This is a genomic window from Filifactor villosus (assembly GCF_042652965.1).
Taxonomy (GTDB): domain Bacteria; phylum Bacillota; class Clostridia; order Peptostreptococcales; family Filifactoraceae; genus Filifactor; species Filifactor villosus.
The window spans coordinates 231,400-249,883 of record NZ_JBHSHL010000014.1 but is presented as its reverse complement, the minus strand read 5'-3'; the positions used below and the strand labels follow the sequence as shown (position 1 = coordinate 249,883).

At 41.0% G+C, this 18,484-nt stretch carries 17 protein-coding genes; 15 read left to right on the top strand and 2 right to left on the bottom strand.

Translation table 11 applies throughout. The features are described 5' to 3' along the window. The first annotated feature begins 21 nt into the window (after window positions 1-21). The 3 genes from galE to ACFO4R_RS04925 are packed head-to-tail and all read left to right on the top strand — an operon-like array spanning window position 22 to window position 2,096. Window positions 22-1,002, top strand: coding sequence for a UDP-glucose 4-epimerase GalE (galE, locus tag ACFO4R_RS04935; protein WP_379787928.1), 981 nt, complete (start codon window positions 22-24; stop codon window positions 1,000-1,002). Window positions 1,003-1,021: 19 nt separating this feature from the next. After that, window positions 1,022-1,573, top strand: a complete 552-nt coding sequence (locus ACFO4R_RS04930) for a chromate transporter (protein ID WP_379787927.1) — start codon at window positions 1,022-1,024, stop codon at window positions 1,571-1,573. Beyond that, window positions 1,563-2,096 carry a chromate transporter gene (locus tag ACFO4R_RS04925; RefSeq protein WP_379787926.1) on the top strand — a complete coding sequence of 178 codons (534 nt, stop codon included), beginning with the start codon at window positions 1,563-1,565 and terminating at the stop codon, window positions 2,094-2,096. Before ACFO4R_RS04930 ends, ACFO4R_RS04925 begins: the two co-directional genes overlap by 11 nt. 666 nt (window positions 2,097-2,762) lie before the next feature. On the opposite strand, the gene ACFO4R_RS04920 is transcribed toward ACFO4R_RS04925, so the two are convergent. After that, entirely contained in the window at window positions 2,763-3,320 is a 558-nt protein-coding gene (locus tag ACFO4R_RS04920; RefSeq protein WP_379787925.1) for a TetR/AcrR family transcriptional regulator, read from the bottom strand. 228 nt (window positions 3,321-3,548) lie between these two features. On the opposite strand from ACFO4R_RS04920, the gene ACFO4R_RS04915 reads away from it, so the two are divergent. From ACFO4R_RS04915 to ACFO4R_RS04875, 9 genes are all read left to right on the top strand, one after another. Next, entirely contained in the window at window positions 3,549-4,955 is a 1,407-nt protein-coding gene (locus ACFO4R_RS04915; protein WP_379787924.1) for a hypothetical protein, read from the top strand. Window positions 4,956-4,985: 30 nt separating this feature from the next. Then, window positions 4,986-5,549, top strand: coding sequence for a hypothetical protein (locus ACFO4R_RS04910; protein ID WP_379787923.1), 564 nt, complete (start codon window positions 4,986-4,988; stop codon window positions 5,547-5,549). A 714-nt stretch (window positions 5,550-6,263) separates the two neighbouring features. Further along, entirely contained in the window at window positions 6,264-6,797 is a 534-nt protein-coding gene (locus ACFO4R_RS04905) for a hypothetical protein (RefSeq protein ID WP_379787922.1), read from the top strand. A gap of 91 nt (window positions 6,798-6,888) precedes the next feature. Then, window positions 6,889-8,178, top strand: a complete 1,290-nt coding sequence (locus ACFO4R_RS04900) for a TrkH family potassium uptake protein (RefSeq protein ID WP_379787921.1) — start codon at window positions 6,889-6,891, stop codon at window positions 8,176-8,178. A gap of 18 nt (window positions 8,179-8,196) precedes the next feature. Further along, window positions 8,197-8,850 (top strand): potassium channel family protein, encoded by a 654-nt coding sequence (locus tag ACFO4R_RS04895; RefSeq protein WP_379787920.1) that lies wholly within the window; start codon window positions 8,197-8,199, stop codon window positions 8,848-8,850. After that, complete coding sequence (locus tag ACFO4R_RS04890; RefSeq protein ID WP_379787919.1) at window positions 8,850-9,665, top strand: TrmH family RNA methyltransferase; 816 nt, start codon at window positions 8,850-8,852, stop codon at window positions 9,663-9,665. The genes ACFO4R_RS04895 and ACFO4R_RS04890 overlap by 1 nt, the downstream gene beginning before the upstream one ends. A 198-nt stretch (window positions 9,666-9,863) precedes the next feature. Beyond that, window positions 9,864-11,798 (top strand): methionine--tRNA ligase, encoded by a 1,935-nt coding sequence (gene metG, locus ACFO4R_RS04885; protein WP_379787918.1) that lies wholly within the window; start codon window positions 9,864-9,866, stop codon window positions 11,796-11,798. Beyond that, the gene (locus tag ACFO4R_RS04880; protein ID WP_379787917.1) at window positions 11,799-12,566 is read left to right on the top strand and encodes a TatD family hydrolase; all 768 of its coding nucleotides are present in this window, start codon (window positions 11,799-11,801) and stop codon (window positions 12,564-12,566) included. Window positions 12,567-12,591: 25 nt separating this feature from the next. Then, complete coding sequence (locus tag ACFO4R_RS04875) at window positions 12,592-13,905, top strand: GAF domain-containing SpoIIE family protein phosphatase (RefSeq protein WP_379787916.1); 1,314 nt, start codon at window positions 12,592-12,594, stop codon at window positions 13,903-13,905. 424 nt (window positions 13,906-14,329) lie between these two features. On the opposite strand, the gene ACFO4R_RS04870 is transcribed toward ACFO4R_RS04875, so the two are convergent. After that, window positions 14,330-15,160, bottom strand: a complete 831-nt coding sequence (locus ACFO4R_RS04870; RefSeq protein ID WP_379787915.1) for a tRNA 2-thiocytidine biosynthesis TtcA family protein — start codon at window positions 15,158-15,160, stop codon at window positions 14,330-14,332. 376 nt (window positions 15,161-15,536) lie between these two features. On the opposite strand from ACFO4R_RS04870, the gene ACFO4R_RS04865 reads away from it, so the two are divergent. The 3 genes from ACFO4R_RS04865 to tsf all read left to right on the top strand — a co-directional run bounded on the left by ACFO4R_RS04865 (window position 15,537) and on the right by tsf (window position 18,174). Further along, complete coding sequence (locus ACFO4R_RS04865; RefSeq protein ID WP_379787914.1) at window positions 15,537-15,905, top strand: VOC family protein; 369 nt, start codon at window positions 15,537-15,539, stop codon at window positions 15,903-15,905. 450 nt (window positions 15,906-16,355) lie between these two features. Continuing rightward, entirely contained in the window at window positions 16,356-17,105 is a 750-nt protein-coding gene (rpsB, locus tag ACFO4R_RS04860; protein WP_379787913.1) for a 30S ribosomal protein S2, read from the top strand. A 124-nt stretch (window positions 17,106-17,229) separates the two neighbouring features. Continuing rightward, the gene (gene tsf / locus ACFO4R_RS04855) at window positions 17,230-18,174 is read left to right on the top strand and encodes a translation elongation factor Ts (RefSeq protein ID WP_379787912.1); all 945 of its coding nucleotides are present in this window, start codon (window positions 17,230-17,232) and stop codon (window positions 18,172-18,174) included. Window positions 18,175-18,484: the final 310 nt, after the last annotated feature.

Below are 18,484 nucleotides of genomic sequence, written 5' to 3'. Positions count from 1 at the left end.
AAACAGAAAGGAAGTTAGAGTATGAGTATTCTTATTACAGGTGGAGCAGGGTATATAGGCTCTCACCTTGCAAAAGCGATGTCTGAAAAAGGCGAAGACATCGTTATTTATGACAATCTTTCCACAGGTCATGCAGAGGTTTCACAAAAATTGAATCTTCCCTTGGTTGAGGGTGATATCAGGGATAAGAAGTTGTTGCTTGAGACCTTCCGCAAGTATAACGTGGAGGGAATCATCCACTTTGCAGCCAGTTCCCTTGTTGCGGAAAGTTGTGAAAACCCATATAAGTATTATGACAACAATCTTTATGGGACCATGATCCTATTGGATGCGATGAGGGAGGCCGGGGTGAAGTACATCGTCTTTTCGTCCACCGCTGCAACTTACGGAGAACCGGCTTCGATTCCCATTGTGGAGACCAACACAACGGTCCCGACCAACCCTTACGGAAATACGAAGCTTTCTATGGAACAGATGATGAAGTGGTTTGACGAGGCATATGGAACAAAATATGTTTCTTTGAGGTATTTCAATGCAGCAGGTGCAGATCCCGAGGGATTGATCGGAGAGGAACATGATCCGGAAACGCACTTGATACCCATTGTATTGCAGGCGGCAATTGGAAAGAGGAAATTCGTTTCGATTTTCGGAGAGGACTATGATACGAGAGATGGTTCTTGCGTAAGGGATTATATCCATGTTAACGATTTGGCACAGGCTCATATCTTGGCCTTGGAATATCTTTTCAAGGGAGGAAACAGCGATATTTTCAACCTTGGAAGCGGAAAAGGGTTCACGGTGAAAGAAATCATTGAAACTGCAAGAAAAGTCACCAAGAAGGAGATCAAGGCTGTGAGTGCTCCGAGAAGAAACGGAGATCCTGCGGTATTGATTGCATCTTCGGAAAAGATAAAGAATAAACTGGGATGGATCCCGCAGAAGGACGATGTCAGTATGATCATAGCGGATGCATGGAATTATATGACAAGGAATTCACGTTGATCGAGATAGGAGCGAAGCAATGCATATATGCTTTGAGTTGTTTTCAGTATTTTTTAAGATCGGCTCTTTTACGATAGGTGGCGGTTACGCGATGATCCCTCTTATTCAGGATGAAGTGGTTTATAGGAAGAAGTGGATGGAAGTTGAAGAGTTTGTCGATATGCTCTCTATCGCCCAGTCTTCTCCGGGGCCTATTGCAGTCAATACTTCAGTTTTCGTAGGTTATAAAATAGCAGGTTTAAGAGGTGCGATATCATCAACTCTCGGATGCATCCTCCCTTCCTTCTTCATCATACTTACAATAGGAATGGCTTTTAGAGGTATGCAGGACAACCTTATTTTGAAGCGTACAATGAAGACGCTGCGTCCCTTGGTCGCTGCACTTATCCTATCTTCCGTTATTTCGATTGCAAAAAATATGAAGATGGGTCTTCGACATCTCTGGATCCCTCTGGCGGTGGTCATATCTTCTATGTACTTTCATCTTTCTCCCATCTTGTTCATCTTACTAGGAGGGGTGGGGGGAGTTCTTTATTTTTCGGGGAAGGAGAGGATTGATCGTGCAGGCTGATCTCTTTCTCACTTTTTTTAAAATAGGCATTTTCAGCTTTGGAGGAGGCTATGCGATGCTTCCTATGATCTTCCATGAGGTGGTTGAAAAGAATATGTGGATTTCATCGGAAGCTTTTGCCGATATGCTTGCCATCTCACAGGTTACACCGGGCCCGATTGCGATCAACAGCGCAACCTATATCGGGTTTTTGAGAACGGGCTCTGTATTAGGCTCATTTTTAACTACGCTGGGAGTATCCCTACCTTCCTTTATTATTATGATTCTGCTGTCCAAGTTCGTTTCTCTTAATAAAAATAAGTATATGACTTATGCACTGAGGGGTTTGAGGTATGTAACCGTAGGCTTGATTTTGATGGCAGGGGTACAACTGCTGAACGGAGAGAACTTCTCTGATGTTTTTTCATTTGTCGTTTTCGTGTCCTCCCTCCTATTATTGATATACAAAAAGATCGATCCTATTGTTTTAATCCTACTATTTGCCGTCATCGGAAATTTTGTATACGCCATCTTTGATATCTGAGCACAAGCCGATATATCAGATTGTACTTTAGGATCGTTATTAAAATGTCAGGCGTATGGGAATAGAGATAAATCGGAATTTGTAGTAAATGAAAGTGAAAACGGAACTAATACTACGTTTTCGGAACCGAAAGCCAAGTCGTGAAACATAGCATCAGAACTCACTAACGCTCAAACAACTGATTTATATGTTTCACTCATTTGGATCGGTTTGGCAAACTTCGTAACTCACTGCGTTCGCCCTTCGGGTCTATGCGATGCTCCGCTGTCGGCTTTTTCATCTGATCGCAAGTCACGATTGCTCTTGGGAGCAGAGTTATCGTTCTTTGTTTTTCACTTTCATACCCAAGTCCCGGATTGAAAAACGCTCATACAGATAACTAATACTATTCTCCAATAGAAGTATGGATGTGTCTGTTTTTCAACCCGCGAAAAATCGGTTTATTTTCTATGGGGCACAGATTGTTTATATCCGCAACTCAAAAGGATAATAGTATAAGAAATTTAAACAGGTAATAGTATGACAGGTCGTTTATTACTCAAAGTTCAATTGGATAACTCTATAAATAGAAAATCCCTCTATGTCATAATATTGTTTACATGTAGTGACACAGGGGGATCTTTCTAATCAATTTTCAATTCAGTTGTAATAAAATACCGGGTGTATTTACTTTAAAACGGTAAGAGAAAGTTCGTGGATCTTTGATCTTATAAATTCGTCTGAAATGGAATTTTCATATCTACCGATGGCAAAGGTTTTCCACATCGACAGTATAAAGAAGACAACATCATCTTCATTTGAGAATATGGATTTCAACTCCAAGATTAACTTATCTTCAAATGTGTTGATTGCGGATATAACACGAAATCCCTTATTCTCAAGTGAAGAAATGACTTTTGTCAGTTCAAGCAGGTTGGAGTGCTTATTTTGGGGCAAGTCAAAAACAAAGGAAAACAATTCGCACAGTTTCTCTTCTTTTGAAAGGCCATTGTTGTCCTTAACCTGTTCCAATCGTTCCTCAATCTCTAAAAAGAAACAACGAACCACTTCGAAAAAAATCGCCTCTTTATTATCAAAGTATTGATAAAGAGTACTTCTTCCCATTTTCGAGGATAGAGCGATCGATTGGATCGTTGTCTTTTGGTATCCTCGCTCCAAAAAGTTTGCGAGTGCAACTTTTGCAATTTCCCTCTTTTTCTCATCTGTGTTTACAATTTTTGGCATAAAATCCCTACTTCCTTTTACAACTACATCTAATGTTTATGCTATAATCCCCGTATAACAATATTTTAATTTCATTTAGGGTTATTGTCAATTGATAATGCAAAAACTATTTATTTTTGTTGTAAATTTTGACAGCTAATAATACAATAGAGTAGAGAAATCAGATCTACGGTATCATAATTTCCATTAAGACACCGAACTATAACGATGGGAGAGTAGGAGAAAAACGTGGCCAGACAAAGCAAATTAAATAAAAGAAATGTGAAAAAAAGTGAAGTAAAGTGTACGGAAGAAATTCGTGAGGATGCTTTGGATGTATCCGAGGCATCTTCCGAAGTGTATAAGGGAGAGGATGCTGAGAGTGTTGATCAGAAGGAGTCTTTTTTTATAGGAGATACCTTCCTGGACAACAGCAGTATCAGCAAAGAGATCAAGGAGGAACTGAAGAAGCATGAGGAGAAGGCAAAAGAAGAGGTAGAAAGCGATTACCGTAGAGATGAAAGAGAAGTGAAAAAGATAGAGAAGAAGGAAGTGAAGAGCGAAGAGGAAAAAATCGCCCCGATACCTCCTGTTCATGAAGAGCTTCCTTCCTTGAATAATACTGCTTTGCAAAAAAAAGAGGTTTCGGCACAAGAAAAAACGATAAAAAGATCTCATGGAAAATCACAACCAAAAGAAAAACCTATACAACAACCAAAAGTTCCTCGACCGAGGCATATTCCTTCAGCGAGACCTACACCTTTGTTGAAAACACTTTTGTTTGTGTTACCCGTTCTGTTGATGATGGTAATAGGAGGATATTACATCCATAAGCTTTCCAACGCGCCTGCCCTGAGTGAACAGAATATTGAAACGGGTAACAATTCACAAGAGGGTCTTGTCTACCAGTATGGTCCCTTGCATCCGTTTGAGATGTGCTCGATGCGCAAGCCCGATTTGATTGCACAATTGGGTGAGCCCATGGGAGAAGGAGAAGGTGTGGATGAAGAGACCAAGTACCTTAGATACGAGTACGAGTGGTTTGGACTTCCTACGAAGTCGAAAATCTACTATGCCAGAGAACAGCGAATTTATAAGGCGGTCATCAATTTCCACAACATTGAATTTGATGAACTTCAAGCTCTGATTACCAAGGGGATCGGAGAACCTTTATCGATAGAAGAAGGGCAGGAGTACAAGGATATCATCTGGATAAAAGATTCGATGAAGTACTGGCTCACTCAAACGGATGAGGGAGTGAATCAGCTGGAGGTCAGATTGGCCTACTATCCCAATCCGAATGACTATGATATGGGGTATCGTCCTACGACCATTCAGGAAGTTAATACCGTCGATGTTACGGGAGACGGAAAGCCCGATGAAGTTTCTTTAATCGGAAGCAGAAACTCCTATACAGAAACCGCTTATGCAAAGCTGTTTATGCTTGTCACTTCCAACGGAAAAACGTACTTGGAGAAGTTTCCTGAAGACTTGGATGGAGGTCTGTATCCGCAGATGGAAATTTCGGGAACGGGTGTAGATGCGAAGATCACGGTTACTACCGATAACACCTATGTGGTCAACAAAAACGTGTTTGCCTTTGCAGATAATGAGATCAAAAATATAGAAAGTACGAATGCTCCCTTAAAAAAATAAGGTTTCTTAATGGAGAGGAGGAAGTATCGTTTGAATATTTGCATCGATATAGACGGAACAATGACAACTTGTGACTATTATATTCCGTTTTTCAATGACTTCTTCAAAAAAGACATTATATTTGAAGAAATCAAAGACTATGATCTCAAAAAGGTCTACGGGATATCGGAGGTTGAGATGAGCAGGTTTTATGATCTGGTAGGTAACAATATGCATTCTTCCGCTACAATCCAGCCACACGCTTCCGCTACAATTTTGAAATGGAACAAGCAACACAAGGTATATATTGTCACAGCAAGATTAAAAGAGAATGAGTTTATTACTTTGGAGTGGCTGAAGAAACACAATCTGGAGGACATCAGCCTCCACTCTCTGGGAAGTCCTGCGAAATTGGAGTTTTCAAAATCGATAGGTTGCGATGTTTTTATTGAAGACCATCCGCAGGAATCCGTAAGGATCGCGGAGACAGGGATCAAGGTTCTGCTTATGGATAATCCCTACAATGCGGATGTAACGCATCAAAATATTACCAGGGTTAAGAATTGGTACGAGATTGACAATCTTCTTGAAGTTTTTGCAAACGGGAGGATCTAAGATCTGATTTTTGACGATGCTGCAATTAATTGAGAGAAGAAGATTTGTAAATTTAAAATGAATATTATTGTAGAGGATAACTGAAACAGCTTTTTTCGAAGGGGAAATTTGGAGGAAAGCTGTTCAGAGCCTTTTCTTCATACAGAGAAACGGTATACAGGGACGAAGTCGTGTATGTTGCACTTACTCCTTGCGATATGAGAGGAGAAATTCTAATAAAACAACAAGTATTTAAGAGGCGAATATTTTTTTGTTGTTTAGAAGGGTGACTTCTCAGAACCAAAGAAGGAATTAAATCTTCTTAGCATACATAACACAGTGGGAATTTCCTCTTCACCTTATTATTCGTTTAATTCTTTTATATTGACGGTTTGTACTCTTTGGAAGGTCGAAGTGATTTTTGTCTTTTTTGGAGATTATATTTTTCTTCAATCAGGTTTCAGAACTGCACAATATTTTAAGAAAGCGGTTTGAAGGTCTCCTGATTTTATGCTGTTCTCCGTTTGAAATGCGGGGTATGAAACATCTATCATTGCCAAAAAAATTTAAGGATCATATGCTTCAAAGTGTTCAATCTGTCAATCTTAATCGATCATAGTATTACAGGTGTATTTTTGAAGAAGATGAAATTGATTTTTTTCGAAAGGTACTTTCCAATCAGTCTGTCAGAAAAAATAAAAGGAAGGATCGTTTGGATCAGGAATGGATGTTGCTATGAAAAAAGATTTGATAAAAAATATTTTAAAAAGCTGTATTTATTTTTATATCGTTTCTGTTCTGACTAAGGGAATGGTTTCCGGAGTCTTTATTGCCAGAGCATTTCCCGAAATGGTGTACTTATTCTGGTTTCTCTTTATCTCCTTGGGCTTTACTTTGAAGTGGACGCGGAAGCGATGGGAGAGGATTCTATCTGTAAGTGCTCCTTTTTTTATAAATCTCACACTTTTCGTATATGGTTATCTGTGCTCGGGAGGCTTCCCGAATTTGATATCCGAAGATAAGATTCACTTTTGGGATGCCTTGCACTATCTGAACCTCAACATCCTCCTAGCACCTATTATGATGCATCCTCAAACTTATTACCTGAGGTATCTTGCGATGATCTTCCTGCCCTCTACCCTCTTTTATATCGGGATGTATCTTTCGAGACAGTCGAAACTGAGGTTTGAAGATAGGATCAATGAGATGGATGTAAGTGTCAGGGGATTATTTAAGGGGGGAGATTCAAATAGAGAAAGAGATTCTTAGGATAAATAAACAAAGAGGAATGTTCTTTGATCAAAAGAGCTTGTTGAAGCTTACGCAGAAAATGCAGCGTATATCTCCGACACGGTGGATTATGTTCAGTTTCGTTTTAATCATCTTGTTGGGCACCTTGATCTTAAGTCTGCCGGTTTCTTCTGCTCAAGGGAAGTATACAGGATTTTCAAATGCACTTTTTACTGCAACTTCGGCAGTGTGTGTGACGGGTTTGTCTGTGCTCGATACCGGAATGTACTGGAGTACTTTCGGAAAACTTGTTCTTCTGTTTCTTATTCAAATTGGAGGCCTGGGTTTTCTCACTTTGACTACCTTGGCTTTGATCTTGTCGGGAAATCGTATTGATCTGAAAACAAGGATATTGATGAAAGAGTCTCTGGGGCAAAATAAGTTGCAAGGTATTCTTAAGTTTACAAAGTCGATTGCGTTGTTGACCTTTGGAATTGAAGCGGCGGGAGCTTTGGTCCTGTCCTTTGTTTTTATTCCGCAGTATGGCTTTGTCAAAGGGGTCTTCTTCTCTATCTTTCATTCGGTTTCGGCTTATTGTAATGCGGGTTTCGACTTGAACGGAAACTTCAACTCCTTTACTTCTTACATCTCCCATCCTGTTGTCAATCTTGCTCTTATGACTCTGATCCTTTTAGGAGGGATTGGATTTACTGTACCCTTCGATGTTATCAAAAATAGAAGATTTCACAGATTGAGTTTGAACAGTAAGATCATTTTGGTGACCAATGCGATCTTACTCTTTGGAGGATGGTTTTTGTTTTTTGTCTTTGAGCATGGAAACCCTCTTACGATTGGAGGATATGACACCTTTACAAAGCTGATTGCTTCCGTCTTTCAGTCCGTTACTTGCAGAACGGCGGGTTTCAACACGATGGATCTTGAGGCGATGAGCAACAGTTCCAAATTGTTGTCGATTTTTTTGATGTTCATAGGAGGCTCTCCCGCTTCTACAGCAGGGGGAGTAAAGGTAACGACGGTTGCTATTTTGTTTTTGATATCCAGATCCGTAGTTCAAAACAAAAGGGAGATCGAGGTTTTTCATAAAAGGATCTCATTTAAATCGGTAAACAAAGCGATTGCAATTTCCGTGATCATGAGCTGCATTGCTTTCTTTGGTTTGATGGTCCTGTCGACGGCGGAGAAGGGAGCGCCTTTTATGAGTGTTTGTTTCGAAGTGATCTCTGCGATTGCCACCGTCGGTTTGACCTTGAATTTAACGACGAGTTTGAGCCTTCTGTCTAAGCTTGTGCTTATCTGTATTATGTTTATAGGACGGGTCGGGATCCTGACGATCCTTCTCGCGTTTTCGGAAGCGAAGACAAAGCGGTACAAGTATCCGGAGGAAAAAATCATCATTTAAAATGAAAAGGGTGGAATTATGAAGAGAAGTTTTATTGTAGTAGGTTGCGGACGTTTCGGATATTCTGTGGCAACAAGGCTGTTTGAGATGGGTTATGATGTAATGGCCATCGATAACGATGAAGAGACGGTGCAGGATCTTTCCGATAAGGTCACCTACTCCGTTCAAGCCGATGCAACAGACGCGACAGCGCTCAGTGAGTTGGGAGTTCAAAATTTCGATGTCGCTGTGATCAGTATTGCCTCCGATGTGCAGTCATCGATATTGGCGACGATCCTGGTCAAGGAAATGGGTGTCAACTACGTTGTTTGTAAAGCAAAGGACAACTTGCAGGCAAAGGTGCTGTACAAGATCGGCGCGGACAAGGTGGTGTTTCCGGAGAAAGATATGGGAATCAAAGTTGCAAACAGCCTTATATCTAAGAATGTCGTGGATTATTTCGATATTGACTCGGACTACGCCATTGCGGAGATCAAACTCCCCTCTTCCTACTTTGATAAGAAGATCAAGGATATCCCTCTTAGACAAACCTACGATCTGAACATCGTAGGGATCAAGGACGAAGAGGGCATCCGTTTTAATCCGGATGCGAAGAAGGTCTTGAAAGAAGGAGAGGTTTTGATCGTAATAGGAACGAGGGATATGATACAGAAGTTTGAGGAAATCGAATGATGAAGGACTATGAGAAGATACGATCCAAAGAAAATTTAAAATACAAAACTGCGATGTCTTTGTTTCAACAAAAGTATAGAAAGAAAACGAAACTTTTTCCGGTAGAAGGCTTGAGGACAATCTTGCAGGCTTTGGACAATGAGGTTGAAATCGAATATCTCTTTGTTGAAGATGAGTGTATACAAAAACATTCCTCTATTTTGGCAGAAAAATCTCTTGTAGAAAAAACTCTGCTTTTAGACAAACAATTGTTTCGAAATCTCACCGATACAGTTCATTCTCAAGGGATTGTTGCAATATGTCATATCAAAGAACAAAACTTCAACGAGGCTCTACAGAAAGGGCAAAGACTTCTGGTGATCGATAGGGTACAGGACCCCGGTAATTTGGGTACTTTACTTAGGACGGCTCTTGCTTATAAGATGGATGCGGTGCTTCTTACAAAAGGGAGTGTTGACATCTATTCTCCCAAGGTAACGCGTTCGTCAATGGGAGCAAACATATCGATGAACATTATTCAAAATGCACAGACATCAGAGGTGCTTTCGCTAAAAAAAAGCGGTTATGCTCTATATGCCGCATCTTTGGACGCGCAGGCAGTGGAGTATAGAGAGGTAAGGTTTGAAAAAAAGAGTGCATTGATTCTGGGAAATGAGGCTAATGGAATAAGCAAAGAAATCTTGGAATCCTGTGACTACAAAATTATCATCCCCATCGGAAACGAGATGGAATCTTTGAATGTGGGGATCGCAGGAGCGATTCTGATGAACGAGATTTTTGCGCAGCAGAGACAAAGCCTTAGCCAATCGGGCTAATATCTTCCTTGACAATTGACACGATATCAACTGTATTGTATGATAAAGGTTAATACTTATACTATTCCCGTTTAAACTGTCATCATATATACTTATTCTATAAACGGATCAAATCGTTTGAGAAAGCCGTTTTCTGCAGGTGGCATTTTTAATAGGATAACAGTACTAATAATACTATGATCAGAGGGGGTTTTTTTATTGAATGAAAAACGATTTTATATAACGACACCGATTTATTATCCGAGTGGAAAACTGCACATCGGACACACCTATACGACGGTGGCGGCGGATGCGATCTCAAGATACAAACGCTTTGCAGGTTATGATGTGCGATTTTTGACAGGCACGGATGAGCATGGTGAAAAAATACAGAAAAAAGCGAAAGAAATGGGTTTGGAGCCCATCAAATATTTGGATGAAATGATTGAAGATATCAAAAAATTATGGTCGACTATGGAGATCTCCTACGATGATTTTATCCGAACAACCGAGAAACGCCATGAAGAGAGGGTTCAAAAGATCTTTCAAAAATTGTACGACCAGGGAGATATTTATCTGGGAGAGTATGAAGGACACTATTGTGTGGAGTGTGAGGCTTTTTGGACGGATTCTCAACTGGCAGAGGGAAAATGTCCCGATTGTCACAGGGATGTGGAAGATAAAAAAGAGCAGTCTTATTTCTTTAGATTGTCCAAGTACCAGGACCGTTTGATCCAATACTACGAAGAACACCCGGACTTCTGTTTTCCGGAGAGTAGAAAAAATGAAATGCTCAATAATTTCTTAAAGAAGGGTTTGGAAGATTTATCCGTTTCCAGAACTTCTTTCGACTGGGGAGTGAAGGTCCCCTTTGATGAAAAACACGTCATCTACGTATGGATCGATGCCTTGTGCAACTATATCACGGCCCTGGGTTATCCGGATGAGACTTTGGAGATGGAAAAGTACTGGCCCGCAAATATGCACATCGTAGGGAAGGAGATCGTGCGTTTTCACACGATCATTTGGCCGGCTCTCTTGATGGCCTTGGATCTTCCTCTGCCCGACAAGGTGTACGGACATGGCTGGATTCTGTTTTCTTCAGATAAGATGAGCAAGTCAAAGGGCAATGTCGTATATCCGGAGCCTTTGATAGAGAGATACGGCATCGATGCTTTGAAGTATTTCTTGCTTCGTGAATTCGTCTTTGGACAGGACGGAAACTATACGAATCGCGGATTCTTAACAAGAATCAACTCGGATCTGGTAAATGATTTGGGCAACCTGCTCTCGCGAACGGTTTCGATGGTCGAGAAGTACAACGATGGGATCGTTCCCGCAGCGAAGGTCTCTACAGACTTTGATAAAGATCTTCAGGATTTGATCAATAATCTTTCTGTAAGGTTTGACGATGCGATGAATCGTATGCAGTTCAATGAGGCTTTCGAAGAACTGTGGAAGTTGATCCGCAGAGCAAACAAATACATTGATGAGACTATGCCCTGGAAACTTGCTAAAGAAGAAGCATCAAAAGAACAACTCAACACGGTCCTCTATCATCTGATGGAGGTGTTGAGGGTGGTAGCCGTCTTCCTGAAGCCGATGTTGTCCGTCACCGCACATAAGATCCTTGAACAGATCAATATCCCCACAGAGGATGCGACCTTGGACAGCGTTGCTGCCTTCGGTGGTTATCCCGCGGGGAATAAGGTAAAGAGGGGAGAGAACCTCTTTGAACGTTTGGATATAGACGTGGAAATGGAAGAACTCGAGAAGATGTTCGGTGCCAAAAATGAAAAGGCGGAAGAGATCGAATGGAAGCAAAAAGAAGAGATCGGCATTGACGACTTCGCAAATATGGATCTTCGGGTGGGAAGGGTTCTTTCCTGTGAAAAACATCCTAAGGCCGATAAGCTGTTGGTGTCACAGATCAAGATTGGAAATCAAACGAGGCAGATCGTAAGCGGGATCGCCAACTTCTACAAACCGGAAGAAATGATAGGCAAAAACGTTGTGGTCGTAGTTAATTTAAAGCCGGTGAAACTAAGAGGAGTCTTATCGGAAGGCATGGTACTGTGTGCCTCGACCCCGGATGACGGCAAATTGGTCGCAGTATCGGCAGACGGTGTTCCTGACGGCTGTGAGGTGAGATAGATGAGATTGTTTGACAGCCACGTTCACTTGGACGACAAGCGTTATGACAAGGATAGGGACGAACTGATCGCTTCTTTGCCCGAGCAGGGCATCGAATTCGCTGTGAACATCGGCGCCGATATCAAATCTTCCAAGGCTTCTATTGACTTGGCGGAGAAGTACGAGTTTTTGTATGCGACGGTAGGGGTGCATCCTCATGATGTGAAGGCGATGAAGGATGCAGATATTGATATGCTCAGAGAGCTTTCGAAACATCCCAAAGTCCTGGCGATCGGAGAGATCGGCTTGGACTATTACTATGACAATTCCCCCAGGGAACTTCAGAAAAAATGGTTCATACAGCAGATAAAACTTGCGAACGAGTGTGATCTTCCGATTGTTATTCACTCAAGGGATGCGGTCCAAGACACCTACGATATGATCAAGGAGTACAACAGTGGGTCCAAGGTCTTGATCCACTGTTTTTCGCAGAGTTTGGAAATGGCGAAAAAATATGTAAAAGATGGGGCCTATCTTGCTTTGGGAGGAGCTCTTACCTTTAAAAATGCACGTTCTCTCTTAGATGTGGCAAGGCAGATCCCCTTGGAATATCTGCTGATTGAAACGGACTGCCCTTATTTGACTCCCGAGCCCTACAGAGGAAAGCGCAACGATCCGTCCAAGGTCTATTATGTGGCGCAGAAAATCGCAGAATTGAAGGGCTTGTCACTTGAAGAAGTGGTTGAAACGACAAACTTTAATGCCAGAAAGTTTTACGGCTTGAGTTAGAATGATGGAAGAGGTTTGAATAAGTATGACACTGAGTAAAATTCGCAATCACATAAGCAGAATATATGAGATGACAAATGTTCTTATGGACAAAGAGATCTTCTTTGATATCAAAGATGAGTTGATGAATTCCGTCAATGAGGTGCTTGATTGTGAAGTGCTTTCTTTAAATGTGTTTCCAAACGATGATCAAAGTGAGATATTATTGGTTTATACCAATAATATCTCCGATATCGCCGAAAGTTATCAAAAGGATTCTCTCAAGATCAACTCTCAAAGAGTGTATCGAATCCCTTCGGAAGGCTATTCCGACTTTATATGGAGTGCGCTTCATCACAAACAGTATGACTGTTCCATGGAAGGCAGCAATGCAAAGACCAAGGCTATTTTCCCTCTGGTTTCACAGGACAAAGTCCTGGGGTTTATCTATTTGATATTAAAAGAGGGGTTGATCCTGGATCAGGATGATATTTATTTTTTGAGGCAAGTCGCTCTGTTTTTGGCTCTTTCCATAGAAAAGGCGGAGATGAAGAAGATCGTTATGGAATCGAGGATGAGAGAGAGGGAGATGGCTCTTGCCTTCGATATGCAGCAAAAGATTATGAGCGAAAACAACGTACCCTTCTTCCAAGGGGGCAAGATCAGCTATTTTTATAAATACGGAGAAGCCTCCGGGTATATGCCCTACCTATCCAAGAGACTGGGGGGAGACTACTGTGAAATTACTCAGATTGATGATCAAAAAGCCCTCATTTTCGTTGCGGATGTCATGGGTCACGGGATGGCTTCAAATTATTTTGTATCGATGATGAAGGGAGTACTCAAGACCTGTGTGGACTTAAACATTACAGACCCTGACGAACTTCTGACCAAAATGAATATGATCCTGATGAAGGAACTTGATAAGTCCAATCTGTTTATAACGGCTCAGGCCATGTTTGTCGATTTTGGAGATAAAACAATTAGGATATCCAATGCGGGACATACTGAACCTATTATGCTAAGTTACAAAAATGAGGAGTTTTGGTACAGTATCATCAGCGGAGACAAGGGGATCCCTCTGGGGATTGATGAAACCTTAAAGTATGCACAGAGAAAGATCGATGTCAGCGGCTTTGACACCATCTTGTTATATACGGACGGAATTATTGAAGCTACGAATGCGAGTGGGGAAGAATTTGGAATAGACAGGATGATAGAGTTTTGTGAGAAAAAGGGAAACGCGGATACCGAGCAACTTGTACACGGACTTTATCAGGATGTGACCGAGTTTTCTATGGATGTTGATGATGTGATGACGGATGATATCTTATTGCTCGCCGTTTCTTTGGGAGCTTAAAAGAACGATAAGAAGGTGGGGCTGCTCCATCTTCTTACCGTTCTTTTTTTGTAGAAATACCTATTTGATACTACTCTCCAATAGATATGTTATCCACACTCACAAAAAATTGTTTTATACTATTCTTCGATAGAAGTATGGTTATATCTGTTTTGCAACCACGAAAATTCGTGTTCTCTTCTATGGAGTGCAAATCGTTGATATCTATTATTCAAAGGAATAATAGTATTATATCCCCATAGAATAAGGGGCTTTGAATGAATAAGAGTATAAATTATCTGATCGTAGGATACTTATTGCGTCGTTATACTGTCTATCTCGTTTCACCGGCTGTTGATATAATTGGGATTTTGCGCCAAATATTTTTCTTAGAACTTTACACCGTTTATATTATGGTCATTTCGATAGAATATGGATTTGAGAATCAATAGTCCTCATCCAAGTAGAAATGTTTTTGATCTTTTTGTTGCCAACCGATACAACAGTCGAGATTTATATTTCTTATTGACTTAAAAATACATTTTTCGACATTGGGATTTTCTCTTTTCAAACTGTCGATCAGCTCTTTGACTTCTCTTCTTTTGGTAGGAAGGTCATTTTTTGTCACGGTACAACCACAATTCATAGGAGAGATTCCAATATGGTCCATGTATTTTTTGATATGTTCCTCGTACACATAGTAGAGAGGACGAATGATCTCCATATTTTCGAAGTTTTTGGAACGAAGCTTGGGAAGCATCGTCTTGAAACATCCGGTATACAGAAGGTTCATCATCGTTGTTTCGTTGACATCATTGAAGTGATGCCCTAGAGCCAGTTTGTTGCAACCGAGCTTCTCGGCCTTGGCATACAAGGCTCCTCTGCGCATCCTTGCACACATATAGCAGGGATTGTCCGAAGCTACCTTCTCCGCTACTTCAAAAATATCCGAATCGAAGAAGTGGACGGGAATATCCATATCATGACAGTTTTGGAGAAGGGAGGTTTTGTTTTGCTCATCGAAGCCGGGGTCCATCGATATATATACGGGTTCGAAGTAGACATCGCTATGACGTTTTAACTCCTGTATCAGCTTGGCAAGAACAAGACTGTCCTTTCCTCCCGATATAGCGACAGCGACCCGATCGTTTTTTTCGATCATTCGAAAGTCGATCACCGCTTTGATAAAGGGGGACCAGAGATAACGTCGGAATTTTTTGATCAAAGCTCGGTCCATATCCGTAACCGGAAGAGGTTGTTTTTGTGTCATTTCCATAAGAATCCTTTCTTTTCTGTGAGCAAGTTTAGTGAGATCACGTTGAAAAAGCAACGAACTTATATTACACGAAATAAAATCTCATTTCAATATTGAAGACAAAGAATTTATATATTATAGTGATAGTAATGTTACTGTTTATATTATTTTCGTCTTCAATCACCCTGTTCGACAACCTCTTTTGCAAACAAATTGGAATTTTAATACTCTGCAGAGATGATGTTTTGATCGGGCAACAGTGTTGTGGCGGATATTGCCTACTTGTTGTATCAAAGAGCGATCATCAAGTGTTTGGGCCGGTTCTTTTGAGGGTGGGGAGTATGGAACGGTAACGGCAACAGGTATACCACAGAAAAAAGAAGAGAAGGGAGATCATATGCAGTTTACCTTTGCACACAACAATATCAACGTCTTAAACCTGGAAAAGAGTATGGAGTTTTATGAGAAGGCGCTCAACTTGAAGGAGGTTCGAAGAAAAGAGGCGGAGGACGGAAGTTTCATCCTCGTATACCTGGGAGACGGAAAGAGCAAGCATCAGCTCGAGCTTACCTGGCTCAGAGACAGGACCGAGCCCTATAACTTAGGGGAGAACGAGTTTCATATCGCTTTTGAGGTCGAAGATATGGAGGAAGCACACAAGCTTCATAAGGAGATGGGATGCATCTGTTATGAAAATCCCAAGATGGGCATTTATTTTATCAACGATCCCGACAACTACTGGCTGGAGATCGTACCTGTAAAATAGTCTTGAAAGTGTATCCAGCCTTTTTTATATCTTTATTCCACAGAAGACTTGTTGTATCGATTTAAAAACTGTGAAATATCGTTTTATCTCTTACGAAATAAAAACTACAGATATCGAGCAATTATAAGAAACAGTGTGCAAAAGCTTATATCGGAAGACTGTAACTTTCCATTTAAAGAAAGAGGACATAACCGCGGTCACCTAAACATAAGGTTTAAAAGTCCTTGTTTCAGGCCATCTTTGTACACTGTAAAACGACAATAAAAGCAGAGCATACCTTTGTGCCCTGTTTCTCAGGAATATATTTTAAGAAACCCTTGATTTTATACCATTTTTACAGTATTATAATTTGGTATTGTTATTACACACGATCTGCAGTTTGCAAAAGGGTGCCGAAACGGTCTTTTGCAGAGATAAGCTGGTCGGAGGAAGAAAACCAAGGAGGATATTATGAGTAATGTAGTAAGTATGAAACAGTTGTTGGAAGCTGGAGTTCACTTCGGACATCAAACGAGAAGATGGAACCCCAAAATGGCAAAGTTCATCTTTACGGAAAGAAACGGTATTTACATCATCGACCTTCAAAAGACGGTCAAGAAGATCGAAGAAGCCTATGAGTTTATCGGAGAGGTTGCCGCTGAAGGAAAGCCGATCCTTTTCGTAGGGACTAAGAAGCAAGCTCAAGATTCTATCAAAGAAGAAGCTGAGCGTTGCGGAATGTATTATGTCAATGAAAGATGGCTTGGAGGAATGTTGACAAACTACAAGACCATTCGTACAAGAATTGATCGTCTGAGAGAACTCGAGAGAATGCAGGAAGACGGAACCTTTGATCTGCTTCCGAAAAAGGAAGTAATGCAGTTGATGCATGAGAAGGCTAAGCTTGAGAAATACCTTGACGGAATCAAGGATATGCCGGAACTTCCGGGAGCGATCTTTATTGTAGACCCCAGAAAAGAGAGAATTGCCATCAAAGAAGCTCAAAACTTGGGTATTCCCATTGTGGGAATCATTGATACAAACTGTGATCCTGATGAGATTGATTATCCCATCCCGGGAAATGACGATGCGATCAGAGCGGTCAAGTTGATCACTTCCACGATCTCTCAATCCATCATCGAAGCAAAGCAGGGAGAAATGCAAGAGACAACTTCGGAAGAGATTGAAAAAGAAGAAGTAGAAGTAAGCGAAGAAGAATAATTGAGAAACTTTTGAAGGAAGCCTTTCGCGTTGACTCACCCGTTTTGTGAGGGAGGGTTTCCTTCTCTTATTATGTAAGGTTTGATCAAGGTGAGGAAGGATTATTTTTAAGGAGGAACATAGTATGGAAATTACTGCATCAATGGTAAAAGAGTTGCGTGAACAAACACAGGCAGGAATGATGGACTGCAAAAAAGCTTTAGTGGAAGCTGAAGGAGATATGGCGAAGGCTGTAGACATCCTTAGAGAAAAAGGATTGTCCAAAGCTGCTAAAAAAGCGGGTAGAATTGCAGCGGAAGGTTTGGTCGCCCTTGTTGTTTCCGATGACCACAAAGTAGGTGCCATCGTGGAAGTAAACTCCGAAACTGACTTTGTTGCAAAAAACGAAGAGTTCAAAACCTTCGTATCCGAGGTTGCAAACTTCACATTGAAGACCAAGCCTGCGGATATGGATGCATTGAAGGCAGCGGCATTTGAAGAAGATAAGAGTTTGGAGACCGTCTTGAATGAGAAGATTTCCAAAATTGGAGAGAATATGAGCATCCGCCGTTTTGCAGTAGAAGAGCAGGAGAAGGGCGCGGTGGTAGGTTACGTCCACGGTGCAGGAAAGATCGCTGTTTTGGTGAACTTGGCATCTGAAGCGTCAGCGGATCAATTGCAAGAGCTTGGAAAAGATATTGCAATGCAGGTTGCATCTATGAATCCGAAATATATCTCCAGCGATGATGTAGACGCGGATTACATTGCACACGAAAAAGAGATCCTGATGGCACAGGCGATCAACGAAAATGAAGAGGAAGCAGCAAAAGGCAAGAAGAAAAAGCCGGTAGAGATCATTGAAAAAATGGTGGTAGGTCGTCTTCAAAAAGAATTGAAAGAAGTTTGTCTGTTGGAGCAGGTCTTTGTTAAAAACTCCGATTTCACCGTAGGGCAGGTTGTGAAAAACGTTGCGAAAGAAGTAGGAAACGATATCAGTGTTGTTTCTATCGTTCGTTTCGAGGTAGGAGAAGGACTCGAGAAGAAAGAAGAAAACTTTGCGGAAGAAGTAGCAAAGCAAATGGGGAACTAAAAGAAACAAATATCTGTTGGAGAGACTTTCTTCAGCAGATATTTTTATGGAGAAAACGCTTTCTCCAACAATCTGAATGTGAGAAGGTGAACTGTTGAAGACAAAGTTTACTCGTTTTGTTCTAAAGATCGGAGGTTATACCAAGGTCTTATAGAAGGACGACGGCTTTGCCGCAATTTAAAATCTTACGAAAAATTTTTGAAGGGGTTCTATTAGGACTTATGTTTGCACCCTAAACAGTTCTATTCTCGTAATATTTTGGATATCTATATCTTTTTTATGGACATGAAGCGTTGATACAATATCAGTA

What these genes read in the sequence shown, in the direction of transcription:
- ACFO4R_RS04880 (WP_379787917.1), top strand. Translation starts at nt 11,799, where the DNA reads ATGAGATTGTTTGACAGCCACGTTCACTTGGACGACAAGCGTTATGAC.
- galE (WP_379787928.1), top strand. Translation starts at nt 22, where the DNA reads ATGAGTATTCTTATTACAGGTGGAGCAGGGTATATAGGCTCTCACCTT.
- ACFO4R_RS04870 (WP_379787915.1), bottom strand. Translation starts at nt 15,160, where the DNA reads ATGGAAATGACACAAAAACAACCTCTTCCGGTTACGGATATGGACCGA.
- ACFO4R_RS04920 (WP_379787925.1), bottom strand. Translation starts at nt 3,320, where the DNA reads ATGCCAAAAATTGTAAACACAGATGAGAAAAAGAGGGAAATTGCAAAA.
- ACFO4R_RS04890 (WP_379787919.1), top strand. Translation starts at nt 8,850, where the DNA reads ATGAAGGACTATGAGAAGATACGATCCAAAGAAAATTTAAAATACAAA.
- ACFO4R_RS04905 (WP_379787922.1), top strand. Translation starts at nt 6,264, where the DNA reads ATGAAAAAAGATTTGATAAAAAATATTTTAAAAAGCTGTATTTATTTT.
- rpsB (WP_379787913.1), top strand. Translation starts at nt 16,356, where the DNA reads ATGAGTAATGTAGTAAGTATGAAACAGTTGTTGGAAGCTGGAGTTCAC.
- ACFO4R_RS04865 (WP_379787914.1), top strand. Translation starts at nt 15,537, where the DNA reads ATGCAGTTTACCTTTGCACACAACAATATCAACGTCTTAAACCTGGAA.
- ACFO4R_RS04900 (WP_379787921.1), top strand. Translation starts at nt 6,889, where the DNA reads ATGTTCAGTTTCGTTTTAATCATCTTGTTGGGCACCTTGATCTTAAGT.
- ACFO4R_RS04895 (WP_379787920.1), top strand. Translation starts at nt 8,197, where the DNA reads ATGAAGAGAAGTTTTATTGTAGTAGGTTGCGGACGTTTCGGATATTCT.
- ACFO4R_RS04875 (WP_379787916.1), top strand. Translation starts at nt 12,592, where the DNA reads ATGACACTGAGTAAAATTCGCAATCACATAAGCAGAATATATGAGATG.
- ACFO4R_RS04930 (WP_379787927.1), top strand. Translation starts at nt 1,022, where the DNA reads ATGCATATATGCTTTGAGTTGTTTTCAGTATTTTTTAAGATCGGCTCT.
- tsf (WP_379787912.1), top strand. Translation starts at nt 17,230, where the DNA reads ATGGAAATTACTGCATCAATGGTAAAAGAGTTGCGTGAACAAACACAG.